We start from the raw sequence: 18,170 nt of genomic DNA, 5'->3' as shown, positions 1-18,170 counted from the left end.
ATGAACAGCTCATTTGGATTCATTTTTTAGTCTATACGCAATAAAAAAGATATACCTTTGCACGAAAGAAATTACCATGAATGACCAGACTGTAATATGTGCCATTGGCACGGCTCCCGGAATGGGTGCTATCGCCGTGATTCGCCTATCAGGAAAAGGATGTATTGAAATTTGTGACCGGATATTTGTTTCCCCTTCCCATAAAAAACTGATAGATGTTCTTCCGAATACAATTCATTTCGGCAAGATCGTCAACAAGGAGGAACTGATTGATGAAGTATTAATCTCCGTGTTCCACGCCCCCCACTCCTTCACCGGGGAAGATTCCATCGAAATCTCCTGCCACGGTTCAGTATACATTCAGCAACGCATATTACAACTATTAATCTCCTCCGGAGCACGCCTTGCAGCCCCCGGAGAATTTACTCAACGGGCTTTCTTGAATGGTAAAATGGACCTTTCACAAGCGGAAGCCGTTGCAGATCTAATCGCCTCATCCTCGGCAGCCGCCCACAAAATGGCATTAAGTCAAATGCGGGGAGGATTCTCGGACGAACTGATGAAACTGCGAATGGAACTGCTGCACATCACCTCCCTGCTCGAACTGGAACTGGATTTCTCGGAGGAAGACGTGGAGTTCGCCGACCGATCGGAACTACGGGGTATTGCCGTCGGTATTGACACGTTGATTTCTCGCCTATGCGTTTCCTTCTCCCTTGGCAACGTGATTAAAAACGGCATTCCGGTAGCCATTGTTGGTAATACCAACGTGGGGAAAAGTACCCTACTCAACGCTTTACTAAAAGAGGATCGTGCCATCGTGTCCGACATCGAGGGTACCACCCGTGACGTGATCGAAGACACCATTAACCTCCAAGGAATCACCTTCCGTTTTATCGACACGGCAGGCATCCGCCACACAGACGACCGAGTAGAAAATATGGGTATCGAACGTACTTTTACCAAAATTGAACAAGCCCGTATCGTATTGTTTTTAATCGATGCCACCAAAGACACGGAACAATTCCTTCCCTATTATACCCAAGTGAAAGAACACCTCGGACCGGATACCCGCTTAGTCATTCTACTCAACAAGACAGACCAAACAGATTCTGCCGACATAATCTTGTCGCAAATCACATCTCTATCTTCCGGGGAAAAGATTCTCCCGATTGCCGCAAAGACAGGGTATAACATCCATCACCTGGTGGACGAGCTAGTTTCCACGATCAACCTAAACGCTCTTCATTCAGGAGATGTTATCGTCAGCAATGCCCGCCATTACGAAGCCCTCTCCCATGCCCGCCTAGCCATCGAGCGAGTCATCACAGGACTGGACTCCCATCTTAGTGGTGAGTTTGTATCACAAGACATTCGGGAATGCCTGCATTATCTTGGTGAAATCACGGGACAAATCACGACGGATGAGGTATTGGGAAATATATTTAAGAATTTTTGCGTAGGCAAATGATGGCTTGGAAACAGCCATAACTAACTATAACCATTTAGAATAAAGTCGCTGTATTTCAGCGACTTTTCTATTTTAACACTTTCCAGTCCGTATTTGGAGATAACGGTTTTTATCCATATTTTTCTATCATATTTCTACCGCGACAGAAATTCACGGTTAGCCCGAATGTCACAGTGACGCATTAGTTGACGTGTGTTGACAATGGTTTACATGTGTTGGCAAAATCCGGGAGAAATAAGGAGAAATTATCCCCAATGTAAACAAGGAAAATATGGAAGTAAGAAAGATTTGTCAATGGTGTGGAAAGCCATTTATAGCCCAAAAGACAACGACCTGCTATTGTAGCCATCAGTGTTCCAATCTTGGCTACAAAGAACGCATCCGGGAACGCAAGCGGCAGTTGAAACGCTCGCAAGAGTTGCTACAACCTCGACAAGCCGCCGAGGGACAGGATTTCTTCTCTTTTGCCCAAGCAGCAAAGTTGATGGGCGTAACCAGACAATACATATATAAATTGGTAAAGGAATCCAAACTTCGGGCTTCACGCATCAGTGGCAAAAAGTCGCTCATTCGCCGTGCTGACATCGAACTAATGATGAAAACCAAACCGTATGAACGCATCATGCCTAAAGAGGACTTCGACATCACCGAGTATTATACTGCTGAAGAAATTGCAGAGAAATATAAGGTCAACGCCAAATGGGTGTGGACTTATACACGGCAGCACAAAGTTCCGAAAGTGAGAATCCGCCAGTTCAACTATTACAGCAAGAAACATATTGATGCCGCCTTTGCCAAATACGAAGTAGATTCCGACCTGACCGAATGGTACACACCGGAAGAGATTCAGGAAAAATACGGCATGACACGCGTCGCCATCCGTTCGCAGGTGTATCGGAACAATATCCCATCCAAGAAAGAACACGGACAAATCTATTATTCCAAACTCCATTTCGACCTATCCAAAACATCGGAACAGGAAAGCAAAGCGGAATATTACACAGTCAAGGAGGCTATGGAAAAATTCAAACTCTCCCGCGACTCTGTTTACGGAATTCTGCAATTCCATCAGATCAACCGCGAGAAGAACGGACGGTTCGTCCGATTCCTAAAAGTAGAGTTTGACAGGGTTATGGGTGTTCACAAATAATCTAATTTGTCGCTATCCATTAATTCTTCAAAAATTAATCTCTGCTGTATGTAATCTGCATGATTACACTACAGAGTTTTGCAAGCGAATTAATAATAACCATAAAAATATATTAGTATGCATGAATGTAAAACAGTAACGTTGAGAACACGTCCGTTAAAAGGTAGAATGATGTCTTTCTATTTAGATTATTATCCTGGGTATCGGGACAAAGAGACTATGAAAGTTATCCGTCATGAATCGCTTGGCATCTATGTTTATGCCAATCCGAGAAACAAACGAGAGCAGAATTTCAACGAGGTAATGACCGAGAAAGCCGAAGCCATCCGTTGTCGTAGGTTCGAGTCTGTTGTCAATGAACGGTATGACTTCTTTGACAAGTACAGACTCAAGGCAGACTTCTTGGAGCATTATCGCAAGCAACTCCGTAAGCATGACCAGAAATGGGAGTTTGTCTATCTGCATTTCAACAACTTCGTACATGGTAAATGTACTTTTGAAGAGATTGACATAGACCTTTGCAACAAGTTTCGGGAGTATCTGCTCACGGCTAAGAAACTGAGACGTAACGGACGCATAACACGAAACTCCGCATCGGGATACTGGTCTACCTTCAGGGGATTCCTGAAAATACTCTACCGCAATGGAATGATAAAGACCAATGTCAATGATTTTTTGGATAAGATTGAAACGGAGGATGTTGTTAAAGAGTATCTGTCTGTAGATGAACTGTACAAGTTGGCTGAAACACCGTGCAAGAAGCCCATTCTGAAAATAGCATCGCTGTTTTCATGTATGACCAGTTTACGTATCAGTGATATTCTCGCACTATGCTGGGAAGATATTGTAGACTACTCAGCCGGAGGGAAATGCGTACATATCATCACACAAAAAAACAAAGCGGAAGACATCATTCCTATTAGTGAAGAAGCGTTGGGATTGATAGGCTATAGTTCAGAAAAGAAAGGTTTAGTATTCAAGGGACTTATGCGTAGTTGGACGCAAATTCCGATGAAAGAGTGGATTCGTTCTGCCGGAATCACCAAAAATATAACCTTCCATTCCTATCGTAGAACATTTGCAACGCTACAAGCAGCTGCCGGAACGGACATCCGCACCATACAGAGCATTATGGCTCACAAGAGTATTACCACCACTCAAAGGTATATCAAAGTCGTGGATGCCAACAAACGTGAAGCCAGCAAGAAGATTACCTTGACACGGAAGGACTGACAGCCACTTATCCCTATTTTAAGCGGTTAGAGTATGATTTTTAGTCTGAAATCATACTCTAACCGTTATTTTTTACAAATATTGAGCAATTCGTCGTCACTAATTATATATATCTGGAATATAGCACATAACTTTGCCATATAACCATTTCAAATACTTGCAGTAGATGACAAATAATACTCAAATTCGGACCAAGAGGATAAGTTTTATTCTTGCATTATTGGTAATTGCCTATGTGGCAGTAGACACTTACCTATTCACTTATCATAAAATCAATACCACAACAATAACGACTCCAGTTATAATAGGCCTCGTGGTTACAATTCTATTGTGCGGTCTACTGCAACGATTTTTCTACACTTGGCTGACGAAGAATCCAATCAATTTTTCTTTTGACCGGCAATCTCCTATTATTACTGACTCTGGTTTCGAAATAAAAACCGATTGTGCAGATGAAACTAAAACTATTGAACAGCCCAATAATTCAGTTATAGATAATTATGATACAATACGAGAGAACATCAAAAAGAAAGAAGCAGAAAAACAAGTAGAAGTCATGAATGCTATTCGTGAATATGTAACTATTAAAACCGCACCTTATCTGTCCAAAGAAGCTATTGTAATCCTCATTTCTAATATTGAGTATATGGCCTGTGATAGATCCGATTTATACAAGCCCATTCGCTCCAATATAGATAATCCGCTGAGATCACCGGGACTTCGCCATCTGGCATGGAATGTAGGTGAACGCTTGGGAGTATCATTGGCAAAAAGAGCCGTTTTTATCAAGTCTTCATTTCCTCACGAACTCGAAAATGCGACTCTTGAATATCTCAAACTTAATTTGCGGGATCAAGTTCCTAGTCAGATTCCTATTGACGTGCCCGATAAAGGCGATTATCGCTTCCATTTAGAAACAAATAATAGTAACTCAGACTAAAAAAACGCATGCAGACGAAATAATTAATCCGGTCTGTATTGTTCTGCAAGGTTTCATTGAGTTGATTCGCAGCATATTAAACGATTAAAAGAGTATAATATGGAAAAAGACCAACTGACATTCAACGACCTGCCGACTGTGGTGGGCGAACTATGCGACAGAATCGCAAGTATGGAAAATCTGCTAACGGAGAAACTTTCCAAGCAGTACGAAACCAAAGAGAACACGCACGTCCCCATGACCGTACAGGAGGCTTGTGCCTATCTTAAAATGCCGTTGTCAACCTTTTATTACAAGGTCAAAAAGGACGATATTCCGGTTATAAAACAAGGAAAACATCTCTACATCTATCGTGATGAGCTGGACAGATGGTTGGAATCCTCCCGAAAAAATCCGGCTCCGCAAAGTTTCGAAGAAGAGAATAAGTCCATGCTCGCATCCCATCGTCGTAAACCGAACCTGAAAAACTGGTAACTATGGAGAAGGCGGACAATACGACTCCTTCACGTGAGGAATTAGCGGTTTATGTGGAGGAATCAATCGTGAGCGTAACAAATACCTACGAGCAGTCGCCAGTGGTGCTGATGGTAGACGATGCTGTTATCGGTACATTGGGAAACTTCAGTGCGTCCATCGGAAAAGCCAAAAGCAAGAAAACCTTTAACGTATCTGCCATTGTCGCATCGGCATTGAGAAACAGCACAGTTCTTCATTATCGATCCACTTTCCCCGAGAATAAGCGGAATATTCTGTACATAGACACGGAGCAAGGACGACATCATTGCCAGCAGATATTGAAACGAATCCTACGTTTGGCTGAATTGCCGGAAGACAAGAAGCCGGATAATCTGCTCATGCTGGCTCTGCGTAAGTTCTCACCTAAAATACGGCTATTGATAGTCGAACAGGCCATTGGCACAATACCGGATTTGGGACTGGTGGTAATTGATGGCATCCGTGATTTCCTGTATGACATCAATTCTCCTGGTGAATCTACCGATATTATCTCCAAATTCATGCAGTGGACGGACGACAGACAGATTCACATCCATACCGTACTGCATCAGAACAAGAATGACGAACATGCTCGTGGTCACATCGGCACTGAACTCAACAATAAAGCGGAAACCATTATGCAGATCGAGGTGGATAAAGAGGACAAGACTATAAGCGTGGTCGAAGCCGTGCATATCCGCGACCGTGAGTTTGAACCTTTCGCTTTCCGCATAAACGAGGAAGCCATGCCCGAACCGGTAGAGTCCTATCTGCCAAAAGAGAAGAAGACCGGACGACCAACCAAAGGACCGTTCGATCCGGACAAGGAGATTCCAAAGAATGTACATCGTCCAGCATTGGATGCCGTTTTTGCCAATGGCAACATCAACAATTACGATGATTATATAGTACGCTTGCAAGAGGGTTACGGATTACAGGGTATAAAACTCGGTTATAACAAGGCGGTAAAGGTCGCAACATTGCTCAGTGACAAACAAATGGTTATAAAAGAAGGGAAAGATTATGCCTTCAATCCAGAATACCATTATTGAGTTCAACTTTACTTTATTATTGGGGCGTATATATAAGAATAAAGCAAAGTCGGAGGAAGACATCATGTGAGATATTCATATTCTCCCCTCTTTTAGAGGCTAGTATCATCCTATGTTTCCTATCCGAGTGCCAGTTCACTATACGCAACCGATATGGCTTGCCGTGAAGCATCAACAGGTAACTGTTGCGAGATATGCCAATGTATAACCTCACTACGTTACGGTTTTACATTGGCGCTCTCGCCTGCTCAGTTCCTTTGCCGGTGCGGTACTCGCAAGCTCGCACCTATTCAACCATTATAAAAACGATTCAAATGAAAGAAGATATTGAAAAAACATTGGATTCCTCGAAAGAAACAAGAGACGTCTTCATCGGGGCGAAAGTAACTCCTACCCAGAAGGAGTATATAAAATCACTAGCTACAAAATGCGGCATGACCGTAAGCGATTACCTATTGTCGTGCGCCTATAACTTCAAGCCCAAAGCGAGGCTTACAAAAGAAGAAGCGGCACTGTTGCAGAATCTGGACGATTGTCGGTCAGACCTCGTAAAATACACCTCCGCACTGCACGGAATGTCCACAAAGCAACGTGTAGCAATGTTCAATCAGATTCCGTTCATGGTCAGCTGGCTCAAGGAACTTGGCAATGTGGCCGAAAGTGTCTGCCAGTTCCTGAATGCAGTAAAAGAGAAGAACAAGATTCCGTCTAACCCCAAAATCGAAGAAGAATGATTGCAAAAGCCAAAGCCATATCGCACGGAATAAACGACATCCGTTACATTACCGGCGAATCACAGCACAAGAAACATCCGGAGAAAATCTATCGGGTATTGGACAATCTGTTGCCTTCAGAACCGGATGCTATGGGGATATGGAACTCCATGCAATTGCCCATATCCCAACACCGGCCGATAAAGAACTCGGTAATCAGAATCGAGTTGAGTCCGTCTCCCGAACATACTCAGTTCTATGACATGGAGGACTGGCAAAAACTTTGGCACGACTTCGCAGAGGAGTTCGACAAACAAGTGATTACCGGCAAGGACGGAAAAGTCCGTTCTTGCCAGACTAATTTGGCTAACAGCAAATACTCGGTCTGGCTGCATACGGAATCCAAAGGCGAAGTTCCCCACCTCCATGCTGCGGTCTGCCGTTTGGATGAAAATGGCAATATCAACAATGACCACAACATTCATCTTCGGGCGCAACGTGCAGCGGAGCGAGTGGCAAAGAAACGTGGCTGGACGACTGCGGCACAAATCCGAAATCGCAACATCCCACAAGTGAATCGGGACTGCATGGAGGTGTTGAGGGCAATGCCATCGTGGTCATGGGATGAGTACAAGAATGCTCTTATACGGAAAGGTTATACCGTCCATGAAAGAGAGGACAAGCAAGGTATTCTCCATGGTTATGCACTCGTGCAAGGGAATACCAAATACAAAGCTTCCGAATTGGGAGTAGGCAGAAATCTGATGGTCTCGAAACTTCCTGCGACATGGGAGAAGCTGCATCATCAGCCGACCACAACCATTAGGAACAATACTACCCAAGTCATCCAGCTGCCAACAGAACATAAGGCTGCTCCTATTGACTATACCCAATATCTCGCAGACCGTTCAGACATGATTCCCTATACCCTTACCCATGAAGGCAAGGAACACAAGGTCTATATTCCGGAAAAAGTTCTCGACTGCTTCAATGACGAGTTCGATTACAGGTTTGTTGCCAACTGTCAGGAACTTACCGATATGGCGGTGGCTATTTTTGTAGGACTGCTTGAAACGCCGAATGTGGCAACTGGAGGTGGTGGCGGAGGTTCACAAAGCGACCTTCCGTGGAGAGACAAGGAAGACGACGATTTGCAATGGGCTCGCAGATGCGCTCGTGCCGCCAGCCGTTCATTAGGAAAGAAAACAAAAACAGGATTAAAACGATAAGCCTATGAAAAAGAAATTTGATTTTTCCGCTGAAATGAATGAAGCGGAATCCATAAAAGCCACTCCCAAGAATGAATATCTGGAGGAAGAAAAACGGCTACTCAATGTGAACATCAAGGAACTTGCCAGCCTGAATGACAATGTGCATTACATGATTACAAATCTGGTAAATCTGCTCGAATTCCTCCGGGAGTACAAAGTGGCTATTGCACAAGGAACACAGGAGCAAGCCGAGAAATTTGGGCAAACTGTCCTTGATAAGTTCCTTCATCAAATTCAAGACAAATGTAATGAAACTGAGCGAAAAATTCGCAAGATAGACAGCCATATTTTCATACCGCACACGATATTCTATATCTTGATTATCATACTGGTTGTACTATTCTCTTTTTTCGCCAGCATCATAGTAGCGAATGTGGAGATTTTGCACTCGGCATTGATTTGGAAAGCTGCTATTGGTTGCATTCTTATGGCTACTTTGGGAATTGGCATTGCGGTAGCAATACAGAAGTTTTTGGATAAGGGTAAATAAACGATAAAACTGAAAAACAACATATGGGGCTATCCTCAAAAAGAGGATACCCGACTTTGGGGACAGCCCCATTTGGAACTACTTATTTTTGTGCTTTTCAAATTCTTTTTTTATGCTCTTCCAACCAATTCTTTAACTCTTTCTCTTGCTTAATATATGATTCTTCAAATATCTTGGCGATATAGTTCAATATGGCTATTTCTGAATCATCAAGAAATGTATTGGTTTCTATGTAAGAGAATTTATCGCAAATTTTAATTCTCGAAATATACGAGCCATCTTTGAATGGAACATTAAAATTGTTATTACCTCTATTCGCGAAGAAATCTTCATAATATGAAGTACCAATAACCGTATCCGAATGTGTCGCCTTAACATCAGAAGTGTAATGGAAGCAACCTTCAATATACACTTGCAGAATTTTTGTAGATGTCATCATAATAACTACTGCTAATCTATCCGTATATGACAGTAAATGCATTTGTTTGGTTATATCTTCGAATTTGCATCTGTCTATTATTTGCCAATGAATAATATTAAAAACTGCTTCATTTTGTTTTTCATGAGACATTATACTTTCTTTAAATTCCTGATAGATATTAGTTTGTTTATATAATTCGATATTTTCCAAGCCGATATATTTATCTACAAATTCTTCTGAATATGGTCTCGTTAGAAAATCTCCGGAACGCATCATCAACTCTTCATCCATTAATATAATGGGTAAAGGGTCTATAGCCAAACGATACATGGCAACGGCACCAATCGCCACATTCAAAATTTCTTCAAAATCTGAAACTATATTAAGATAAACTTTATCTTCACGGTGATCCGACCATGAATATCTTTGTGTGGTATAAAAGGATGAATAGCCTTGTTTATGCACATATTTATTTGTCTTTCTCTGAACAGTACGTATATTGTCAAAGAAAGCAGGGATTTTGGCTCTTATTTCTTTGAAGACCGGTTCATGTTTTCGTAGAAAGTCAGCCATTTTACCAGATTCAAAGCCGGGCTCTAATTTCTTCCACTCTATCATCTTTTCCGGATTCGCTGTTAGATATAGTGTGCCAATTGAAAGCTCAATGGATTGGCGTAGTGAATAAAATGCTGTATCAAAAAATCCTTTCTGAAAAAGGTATATTGAATTAGCTATCATTTGAGAAGCTTCATCAAAAAATCTATTTGCCCCAAAAGCATCAATTAATACTGTTTGAGCCCATGTGATATTCTCTATGTCCCAAAGGTAATCGGATGCATTTGGTAATATAAATTTTCGAACCATCCAACGGCCTGTTTCAAAGTCATCATGAAAATTGTCCAATGTATGCACTTCCATATTTATCAATAAACCAAGTTCTTGTTTGTGATTTGTCAGTTACAAAGATACTGAAAACAATTGTTGTAAACTCCTATTTGTGATTATTCTTGAACTAATTCGCAATTTTAATGGAAAATCATATTATTTGAATGATGCTGGAATGGAGTAAAATCATTACTTTTGCAGTATAAGAGAAATAATATAATCCAAAATGGAAACTATAAAGGATATAAATCGAATTAAGGTGGTTCTTGTGGAGAAGAAACGAACCAACAAGTGGTTGGCTGAACAATTAGGAAAAGATCCTGCAACGGTGTCAAAATGGTGTACCAATACTTCGCAACCGGGACTGGAAACATTATTACAGATTGCCAATGTACTTGAAGTTGATGTCAAGGAGTTGCTGAACTCCTCTTTGGACGAAAGTATTCAAATTGTCAGACTTGTCAAATAACAACATCAATCTTTAATCTTAAAGATAATGAACAAAAAAGAATTATACAACAGGATATTGCAGCTTGATGGTTTGACCAACGAAGAGAAATCTGAGTTGTTAGGACTGTTGCGCAAGCAGAAGAGATACGGATTGGTGTGGGAAGATAAGCCGGAAGATGTGGAGGAACGTCTACGCGAAGAATTGCCCGTATTGGTTGAAGATGCATCAAAAGCCATCATCAGTCCCGATGGCGATGCACCAAACCATATCCTTATCGAAGGCGATAATCTCGAAGCCCTCACCACCCTTGCCTACACGCACGAGGGCAAGATTGATGTCATCTATATCGATCCTCCGTACAATACCGGCAATAACGACTTCGTCTATAACGACCGCTTCGTAGACAAAGAAGATTCTTATCGCCACTCCAAATGGCTGTCATTCATAAACAAGCGTTTGCGTATTGCCAAACAGCTGCTTTCAGATAAAGGAGTGATATTCATCTCGATTGACGATAACGAACAGGCGCAATTGAAGTTATTATGTGATGAAATATTGGGGGTTGAAAATTTTATAGCAATACTTCCAAGAATAACCAAAGCGTCAGGAAAAACCACTGATAAAATAGCTCAAAATCATGATTACTTAATGATATATGCTAAAAGTGAGTCCCAGTGTACTATTGCTGGTATTCCCCATAATGACGAAGGCTTTAAGAATATAGATGAATACTATAAACAACGAGGAAAATACAAGTTGAATCAAACATTGGATTATGACAGTTTGTCTTATAGTTCAAGTCTAGATTATCCCATAACCATCAATGGTGAAACATTCTATCCAGGAGGGAATTACGCTCAATATTTGGAACGTCTGAAAGGTAAGCATAAAAGAGCAGACTGGGCATGGCGATGGAGTGAAGATTTATTCAATTTTGGATATAACAATGGGTTTATTGTTGTTAAAAACGGGAAAAACGGAAAACGAATTTACACAAAAACCTACCAAAGGGTATCTATTGAAAAAGCAGGAAACAATTATGTTGTAATTGAAAAAGAACGAGTTAAACCAGTTCAATCAATTCAATTAGTAAATAATATTTTTTCAAACGACAATGCTAAAAAAGAACTAGGAAGTATATTTGAAGATATTCCGTTTGATTATCCCAAACCAACTTCCATCCTGCGTTATATGTTACAAACTATACCAGATTGTAAAACCATCCTCGACTTCTTTGCCGGCAGCGGCACCACTCTTCACGCTACCATGCAACTGAATGCCGAAGATGGCGGTCATCGTAAATGTATTCTTGTAACCAATAACGAGAATAACATCTGCGAAGAAGTAACCTACGAACGCAACAAACGTGTAATCAATGGCTACACCACTCCGAAAGGGGAAGAAGTTCCGGGCTTGACAGGTAACACATTGCGCTACTATCGCACAAGTTTTGTCGGCAGAGGCCGAAGCATGAAAAATATGCGTCAGCTGATGAGTCTCTCCACCGATATGCTTTGCATCAAAGAAGATCTTTATACCGAGCAGCAGAAATTTGGCGAGCAACAGACCTACAAAAATGTATTCCGCTACTTCGACAACGGCAAAAAGCGTATGATGATTATCTACCGCGAAGAAGCTGTGCAGCAGTTGGTAGACTTGATTCAGAATACAGATTACGAGGACAGGATGCTCGTGTATGTGTTCTCTCCAAGCGAAGACCCATGGGAAGGCGAATTTGAAGAAGTTCAAGACAAGGTGCAACTTTGTGCCCTGCCACAAGCCATATACAATGCCTACCGTCGCATACTACCTAAGAAAAAAGACGAGCTTATTATCTCTGACGATACAAAAACAACCGTTCAGGAGAATATGCCGAATGGAATGTTGAACTTTGATGAAGAGGAGGATTTGTAATGAGCGAGCAGGAGAAGCACAAAAAGAAAAAAGAACAAGTGACGGTACGCAGCAGTGCAGCCGAATACCTGAACTATGTGGCATCTGTCGGTAATGACGAGCAGCAGATAGAGATACGTTATGAAGATGAAAACATCTGGCTCACGCAGAAACTGATGGCGATGCTATACGGTGTGGAAGTACACACCATCAACTATCACATCAAGAAAATATTCTCGGACAGCGAGTTGCAGGAAACGGCAGTTATTCGAAAATTTCGAATAACTGCTCCTGACGGCAAACAATACACTACGAACCACTATTCATTGGAAATGATTATTGCTGTCGGCTTCAAAGTCAATTCCGAGAAAGCCGTACAATTCAGAAAATGGGTAAATGGCATTGCCAAGGAATACACCATCAAAGGCTGGGTAATGGATTCGGAAAGGCTGAAACGCGGAACTTTTCTGACAGATAAGTATTTCGAGGAGCAACTGGAACGCATCCGTGAGATACGCATCAGCGAACGCCTGTTCTATCAAAAGATAACCGATTTATACGCTACCGCCATAGACTACGACAAGACAGCATTGGCCACCCACCGTTTTTATGCTACCGTACAGAACAAGATGCACTTTGCCGTCCATGGTCATACAGCAGCCGAACTCATAGTGCAACGGGCTGATGCAGCCAAAGAACACATGGGACTGACAACTTGGGCAGATGCCCCCTATGGCAAAATCAAGAAAAGCGATGTGACAATAGCAAAGAATTACCTTTCTGATGTCGAAATGGGACAATTGGAACGTATGGTTACGGCTTATCTTGATTTTGCTGAAACAATGACCCTGCGCCACATTCCGTTGACAATGGCAGACTGGGAGCAACGTCTGAATAATTTTATCAATCTCTTTGAATACGGTCTGCTGAAAGATGCCGGGCGTGTAAGTGCAGAAATAGCACGATTGCACGCGGAAACGGAATTTGAAAAATACAGAATCATACAAGACCAACTGTTTTTATCGGACTACGACCGTTTCCTGTTGGAAATGAAAGAGATTGAAAACAAGAGTCATGGGAACAAAAAGGACAAGAAGCAATGAAGAATTTAGTATATCAGCAGAGAGCAGTAGCCGAATTGATTGACAAGACTATCCGTCTACTGAATGCAGGCGGACAACGTAATAAACTGGTGTTTGAAGCAACGACTGGTGCCGGAAAAACTGTAATGGCTTGTCAGATGCTTGCCGGTCTGATGGATGAACTGCACGACCGTGGTGACAGTCGTTATCAAGAAGTCGCATTTATATGGTTTGCCCCACGCAAGTTGCACATACAGAGTTACGAAAAACTGAAAGAGGCTTTTGAGGAGACACGTACACTGCGCCCGGTGATGTTTGACGAGCTTGACCAAAACGAGGGAGTCCGCCCCGGTGAAATACTTTTCGTAAACTGGGAAAGTGTGAACAAAGAGAGTAATGTAATGGTGCGTGAGGGTGATTGTTCGCTCTCGCTCTACGAAATAACCTATAAAACGAAAGAAGACTTCGGCCTGCCCATTGTAGCTATCATTGACGAGGAGCACATGTTCTGGTCGAAGACAGCCGACAAGTCTGCTGCCGTGCTTGACAGAATCAATCCTATGGTGGAAATCCGCATCTCCGCCACACCTAAAACCGCCAACCCAAAGGAAAAAGTAACGGTGTATCGTCAGGATGTGATAGCCGCCGAAATGATTAAGAAAGAGGTGGTACTCAACCCGGAGATAGAACTGAATTTCAGCGATGAGCTGGAACTTAATGCCAACCTTATCAAAGCGGCTTCGGATAAACGTAACCAAATAGCAGAAGCATATAAGTCAGTAGGTTCAGACATCAACCCTTTGCTACTCATTCAGCTGCCTAACGATACAAAAGAAAATATGACGACGGAAGATGCTGCCATAGCCGATCAGGTAAAGAAGTATCTTGAAGTGATGTGTGGTATTACCACCGACAACCACCGTCTGGCGATATGGCTTGCAAATGAGAAAGAGAATCTGACCGATTTAGAAAAGCCTGACAACTTGACTGAGGTACTGCTTTTCAAAGAAGCTATCGCCTTGGGTTGGGACTGTCCTCGCGCTGCCGTGCTACTTATATTCCGCAAGCTGCAAAGCGACCAGTTTACTATTCAGACTGTTGGTCGTATTATGCGTATGCCGGAACAGAAGCATTATCCCAAAGAGATGCTCAATGTGGGTTATGTGTTTACTGATATAGCTAAAGACAAGATACAAATCGTCACAGCCGATGCCGACTATATCCTGAACAACACTGTTACAGCCTACCGCCGTGAGAATTTGAAAAATGTATGGTTACCAGCCTGCTATGCGGAACGTCCCAATATAGAACGTAACTATTTGGGACCTGACTTTCGCAAAGTGCTCTATGATGAAGCGCGACATTTCTGGGACTTTGCAGAAGGCAATTTACTGTTCTCGTTAGAGGAATTGGCCAAGCTGGATAATACTAATGACGAAAGCGGTCCATTACCTGAGACTGATGACCTAAAAATCAATGAAAACAGGAAAAAGGTAACCAACTCTTTGCGCCTTGATGTCAAGAACATCAACATTGAGATACCGCAAGACGTACATTTCCAGAACGAGGAACAGATATTAGAAGTTGATACCGTAAAATACGCAAGAAAAGCTACTGAGATTGACCGCGTGTTTATGGCATACATCGCCACAAAAGGGCATCAATTCGAGAGTAAAGGTCGCGCTGACAAAATTGCAAGTTATCTGCTTGAAATATTGGCCGACTTCTTCGGTATCTTCGACACAGACGCAAAAAAGGTGGTGTTATATCATTTGAACAAGCCTAAGTTTGACCGCATTATAGACTCGGCGCTGGAAAAATATGCCAGACAGCGCGATAGAGCCAAGAAAGCATCTGCAGCCAAGAGAGTATTCAAAAAATACGATTGGGAGGTGCCTGAAGAACGTACTTACGACAATGACACCAATCATATAGAAGAAAGTCGGAATCACGCACTTCTGCCATTTGTACAACTCAATCAAGCATCAAATCCGGAAAAGAACTTCATAGCTTATTTGGAGCAAAATGAACAATATATAGATTGGTGGTACAAGAATGGAGACAATGGCAAACAGCATTACGCCATAGAATACAGCACCGACAATGAAAATGGTAAGTCGTTGTTTTACGTGGACTTTATCATCCGCATGAAAAACGGTCATATTTATCTGTTCGACACCAAAAGTGCAGGCAGTGACGCATTTGCGCACAACAAGCATAACGCATTGTTGCAATACATCAAAGAAAACACATCAGACGAAACACCATTGTCGGGCGGTGTGATCTTACAACAAGGCGAGAACTGGCTGTACTCTCCCCTTCCTATTGAGAATACCACAGATACATTGAACTGGAACTGTTTTTATCCACAAAACGCATAAGTATTATGGCAAAAGGAATAGACCCTAAATTTGTGCATTACGGCATCCGCAAGGATGATCTTGCAATGATAGAAGCTATCTGCGCTACCGAAGATATTGATTTTGATTGGCTGAGTGAGGACATTTTGAAAGCCTACCATGCCAAGAAAGTAGATGTAATAGAGATGAATGATGGCGATACGGAAGAGATAATCCGCAACGCCATACAGAAAATACGTCAATAAATGAATTTACGCCATGCTCATACAAAGAATAAAGATTAGCAACTTCAAGACCTACCTGTCGCTCGACCTCGACTTGACGGTAGATGACGACCGCCCGATTATACTCATCGGTGGTTCAAACGGTGGCGGTAAAACCACCCTGTTCGAAGCTATAAGCGGTGCATTGTATGGATTGAAAATAGAGAACAAGGAACACTTTATGGAATTGCTCAATCAAGGGGCAGTCAATCGGGTGAAGCCAGAAATCAGTCTGCAAATCACCTTTGTTGGCAAAGTGCTTGGTCAGCAACAGAAGTATATCCTAAAACGCATATACCAGCTTAATCCACAAGGTCGTCCGCTTGAAAGTGTATCGCTGAACATGAACGGCAATATGTATGTGTATGGCACAATGACTGCACCCAAAGAGAGGGTGCGGGCTGAACAGGAAATCAGCAAGATAATCAAGGCCAACCTGCCGCAGGAATTGAGCCAGTATTTTCTGTTTGATGCGATGCAGTCAAGCGAGTTACTGAAAAAGAATGTCTTTCAGCAGACCATACGCGACAACTTTGAGAATGTGCTTGGCTTCAAAAAGTATCTGCAACTGAAACGTGCAGCAGAGAAATTACAACAGGAGTGGGCAGAGCAACGATTAGAAGCAGAAAAAGAAGCCAAAGAATACAACTCGTTATGCAATCAGAAAGAGCAGTTGGTAATTGATTTGAACACTTGCCTTGCAGAGCAAGACAGGTTGTATAAATATATGTCATCGGTGGAAGATGAATACCAGCGAGCTAAAGATGGTGCACAACAGGCTGCCAACCTAAGCAAACGTATACAGGACGTTGACGGTAAGATACGAGCCATAACTGAGGAAGCTGCCACTTATGCAGAAAACTTAAAGGCATTTATAGACAACATAGAAATCAATGTGTTCCTTCCCAAATTGGCCTCCAACCTTTCTCAGGAAATCAACAATATATTACGAATAAAGGAACAACTCCAAAAACAGAGCACCGGTGCCTATCCGATTGAGACACTTCGTGATGTAACGTCAAAAATTATAGATTATTTAAAAGAACTGTCGCTATGCAGTCAAGCGGTGGATGAAGAAAACGTGGTTTCACATATTGTAGCCATGCAGAATACAACCAATGCAACAGACCCATACGACTACCTGAACACTACGGAGGTAGATGTACTCCGAGAACTGCCGAAAAAGGGTAATGGAAACCAATTTGTTTCCATCGACCGCAAAAGACAGGATATGGAAATAAAACTTGCCAATCTGGATAATCTCAGAACAGAGAAGCGCACACTTGAACAGACACAGGCAGGTGGCAACAATATGCTAATTGCCAATTATGAAGAATCCAAACGTACTCTGGAAAAGTTGAAAACGCAAGAGGATAATCTCAAAAACGAAATTCAGCGTTTGGAAAAACGAATCCACCAATACGATGTACAAATACAGCAAGAACCGGATGTAAAATTTGACACACTTGTTAAATTGCGTCCATTCTTTGATAAGGTTGCCGACAATCTGTTGAAGAAGAAAAAAGCACAGATAGAAACAGAGATGCAGTCGCAGCTCAACCGTTTGCTTGTATCTTACAAAGGACACGTTGGACGTGTGGAATTGTCGGACAGCATGGAGAATTTCAACATCAAGCTATATCATAGTGCCGGTAATGAAATATCGTTAAACCAACTGAATGCCGCATCCAAACAGATATTCATACAGGTGTTGCTAAAAGTGCTGCGCAACCTTGGCGACTACAATCCGCCTGTTATGATTGATACCGTGATGGGTGTGTTGGATAATGAAAGCCGTGACGCTTTGATGGAAGAATATTTCCCACAGTTGGCTGAACAGACTATTCTGCTCTGTACCACATCTGAAATACGTACGGATAGCGACTACATCAAACTAGAGCCATTCATATCGAAGACATATACTCTGCATCGTAATGTTGAGGAACAAAATACAACCATAGATGAAGGCTATTTTGGAATATCCCTTAATCAGTAGACAG

The 18,170-nt window shown here is 42.1% G+C and carries 16 protein-coding genes; 15 read left to right on the top strand and 1 reads right to left on the bottom strand.

Going from position 1 to position 18,170, the window contains the following annotated elements:
• Positions 1 to 76 precede the first annotated feature (76 nt).
• From mnmE to D8S85_RS01660, 9 genes are all read left to right on the top strand, one after another.
• Positions 77 to 1,471 (top strand): tRNA uridine-5-carboxymethylaminomethyl(34) synthesis GTPase MnmE, encoded by a 1,395-nt coding sequence (gene mnmE, locus D8S85_RS01700; RefSeq protein ID WP_127074744.1) that lies wholly within the window; start codon positions 77 to 79, stop codon positions 1,469 to 1,471.
• 271 nt (positions 1,472 to 1,742) lie between these two features.
• Entirely contained in the window at positions 1,743 to 2,621 is an 879-nt protein-coding gene (locus D8S85_RS01695) for a helix-turn-helix domain-containing protein (protein ID WP_025867783.1), read from the top strand.
• A 117-nt stretch (positions 2,622 to 2,738) separates the two neighbouring features.
• Positions 2,739 to 3,854 carry a tyrosine-type recombinase/integrase gene (locus tag D8S85_RS01690; RefSeq protein WP_127074743.1) on the top strand — a complete coding sequence of 372 codons (1,116 nt, stop codon included), beginning with the start codon at positions 2,739 to 2,741 and terminating at the stop codon, positions 3,852 to 3,854.
• Between the two features lie 166 nt (positions 3,855 to 4,020).
• A complete protein-coding gene (locus tag D8S85_RS01685; RefSeq protein ID WP_127074742.1) occupies positions 4,021 to 4,794 on the top strand; it encodes a hypothetical protein in 774 nt (257 codons plus the stop codon).
• Positions 4,795 to 4,893: 99 nt separating this feature from the next.
• Positions 4,894 to 5,268, top strand: coding sequence for a helix-turn-helix domain-containing protein (locus D8S85_RS01680; protein WP_025867785.1), 375 nt, complete (start codon positions 4,894 to 4,896; stop codon positions 5,266 to 5,268).
• Between the two features lie 2 nt (positions 5,269 to 5,270).
• A complete protein-coding gene (locus tag D8S85_RS01675) occupies positions 5,271 to 6,341 on the top strand; it encodes an AAA family ATPase (protein ID WP_025867786.1) in 1,071 nt (356 codons plus the stop codon).
• Positions 6,342 to 6,655: 314 nt separating this feature from the next.
• Positions 6,656 to 7,075, top strand: a complete 420-nt coding sequence (locus D8S85_RS01670; protein WP_025867787.1) for a plasmid mobilization protein — start codon at positions 6,656 to 6,658, stop codon at positions 7,073 to 7,075.
• On the top strand, positions 7,072 to 8,283 hold the full coding sequence (locus D8S85_RS01665) for a relaxase (protein WP_127074741.1): 1,212 nt from the start codon (positions 7,072 to 7,074) through the stop codon (positions 8,281 to 8,283). Before D8S85_RS01670 ends, D8S85_RS01665 begins: the two co-directional genes overlap by 4 nt.
• Before the next feature lie 4 nt (positions 8,284 to 8,287).
• Positions 8,288 to 8,815 carry a membrane protein gene (locus tag D8S85_RS01660; RefSeq protein ID WP_025867789.1) on the top strand — a complete coding sequence of 176 codons (528 nt, stop codon included), beginning with the start codon at positions 8,288 to 8,290 and terminating at the stop codon, positions 8,813 to 8,815.
• A gap of 97 nt (positions 8,816 to 8,912) precedes the next feature.
• On the opposite strand, the gene D8S85_RS01655 is transcribed toward D8S85_RS01660, so the two are convergent.
• Entirely contained in the window at positions 8,913 to 10,154 is a 1,242-nt protein-coding gene (locus D8S85_RS01655; protein ID WP_025867790.1) for a hypothetical protein, read from the bottom strand.
• Positions 10,155 to 10,347: 193 nt separating this feature from the next.
• Here D8S85_RS01655 and D8S85_RS01650 point away from each other — a divergent pair, with 193 nt between their 5' ends.
• The 6 genes from D8S85_RS01650 to D8S85_RS01625 are packed head-to-tail and all read left to right on the top strand — an operon-like array spanning position 10,348 to position 18,166.
• The gene (locus D8S85_RS01650) at positions 10,348 to 10,590 is read left to right on the top strand and encodes a helix-turn-helix transcriptional regulator (protein WP_025867791.1); all 243 of its coding nucleotides are present in this window, start codon (positions 10,348 to 10,350) and stop codon (positions 10,588 to 10,590) included.
• Positions 10,591 to 10,617: 27 nt separating this feature from the next.
• Positions 10,618 to 12,486, top strand: coding sequence for a site-specific DNA-methyltransferase (locus D8S85_RS01645; RefSeq protein ID WP_025867792.1), 1,869 nt, complete (start codon positions 10,618 to 10,620; stop codon positions 12,484 to 12,486).
• A complete protein-coding gene (locus D8S85_RS01640) occupies positions 12,486 to 13,568 on the top strand; it encodes a virulence RhuM family protein (RefSeq protein WP_025867793.1) in 1,083 nt (360 codons plus the stop codon). Before D8S85_RS01645 ends, D8S85_RS01640 begins: the two co-directional genes overlap by 1 nt.
• A complete protein-coding gene (locus D8S85_RS01635) occupies positions 13,565 to 15,928 on the top strand; it encodes a DEAD/DEAH box helicase (RefSeq protein WP_127074740.1) in 2,364 nt (787 codons plus the stop codon). The genes D8S85_RS01640 and D8S85_RS01635 overlap by 4 nt, the downstream gene beginning before the upstream one ends.
• A 5-nt stretch (positions 15,929 to 15,933) precedes the next feature.
• On the top strand, positions 15,934 to 16,152 hold the full coding sequence (locus D8S85_RS01630; protein WP_025867795.1) for a DNA modification system-associated small protein: 219 nt from the start codon (positions 15,934 to 15,936) through the stop codon (positions 16,150 to 16,152).
• 13 nt (positions 16,153 to 16,165) lie between these two features.
• Complete coding sequence (locus D8S85_RS01625; RefSeq protein ID WP_127074739.1) at positions 16,166 to 18,166, top strand: AAA family ATPase; 2,001 nt, start codon at positions 16,166 to 16,168, stop codon at positions 18,164 to 18,166.
• Positions 18,167 to 18,170: the final 4 nt, after the last annotated feature.

Origin of the sequence: Butyricimonas faecalis (assembly GCF_003991565.1) — a bacterium.
Taxonomy (GTDB): domain Bacteria; phylum Bacteroidota; class Bacteroidia; order Bacteroidales; family Marinifilaceae; genus Butyricimonas; species Butyricimonas faecalis.
The sequence above is the reverse complement of the archived record's forward strand: the minus strand, read 5'-3'. Positions and strand labels throughout refer to the sequence as shown.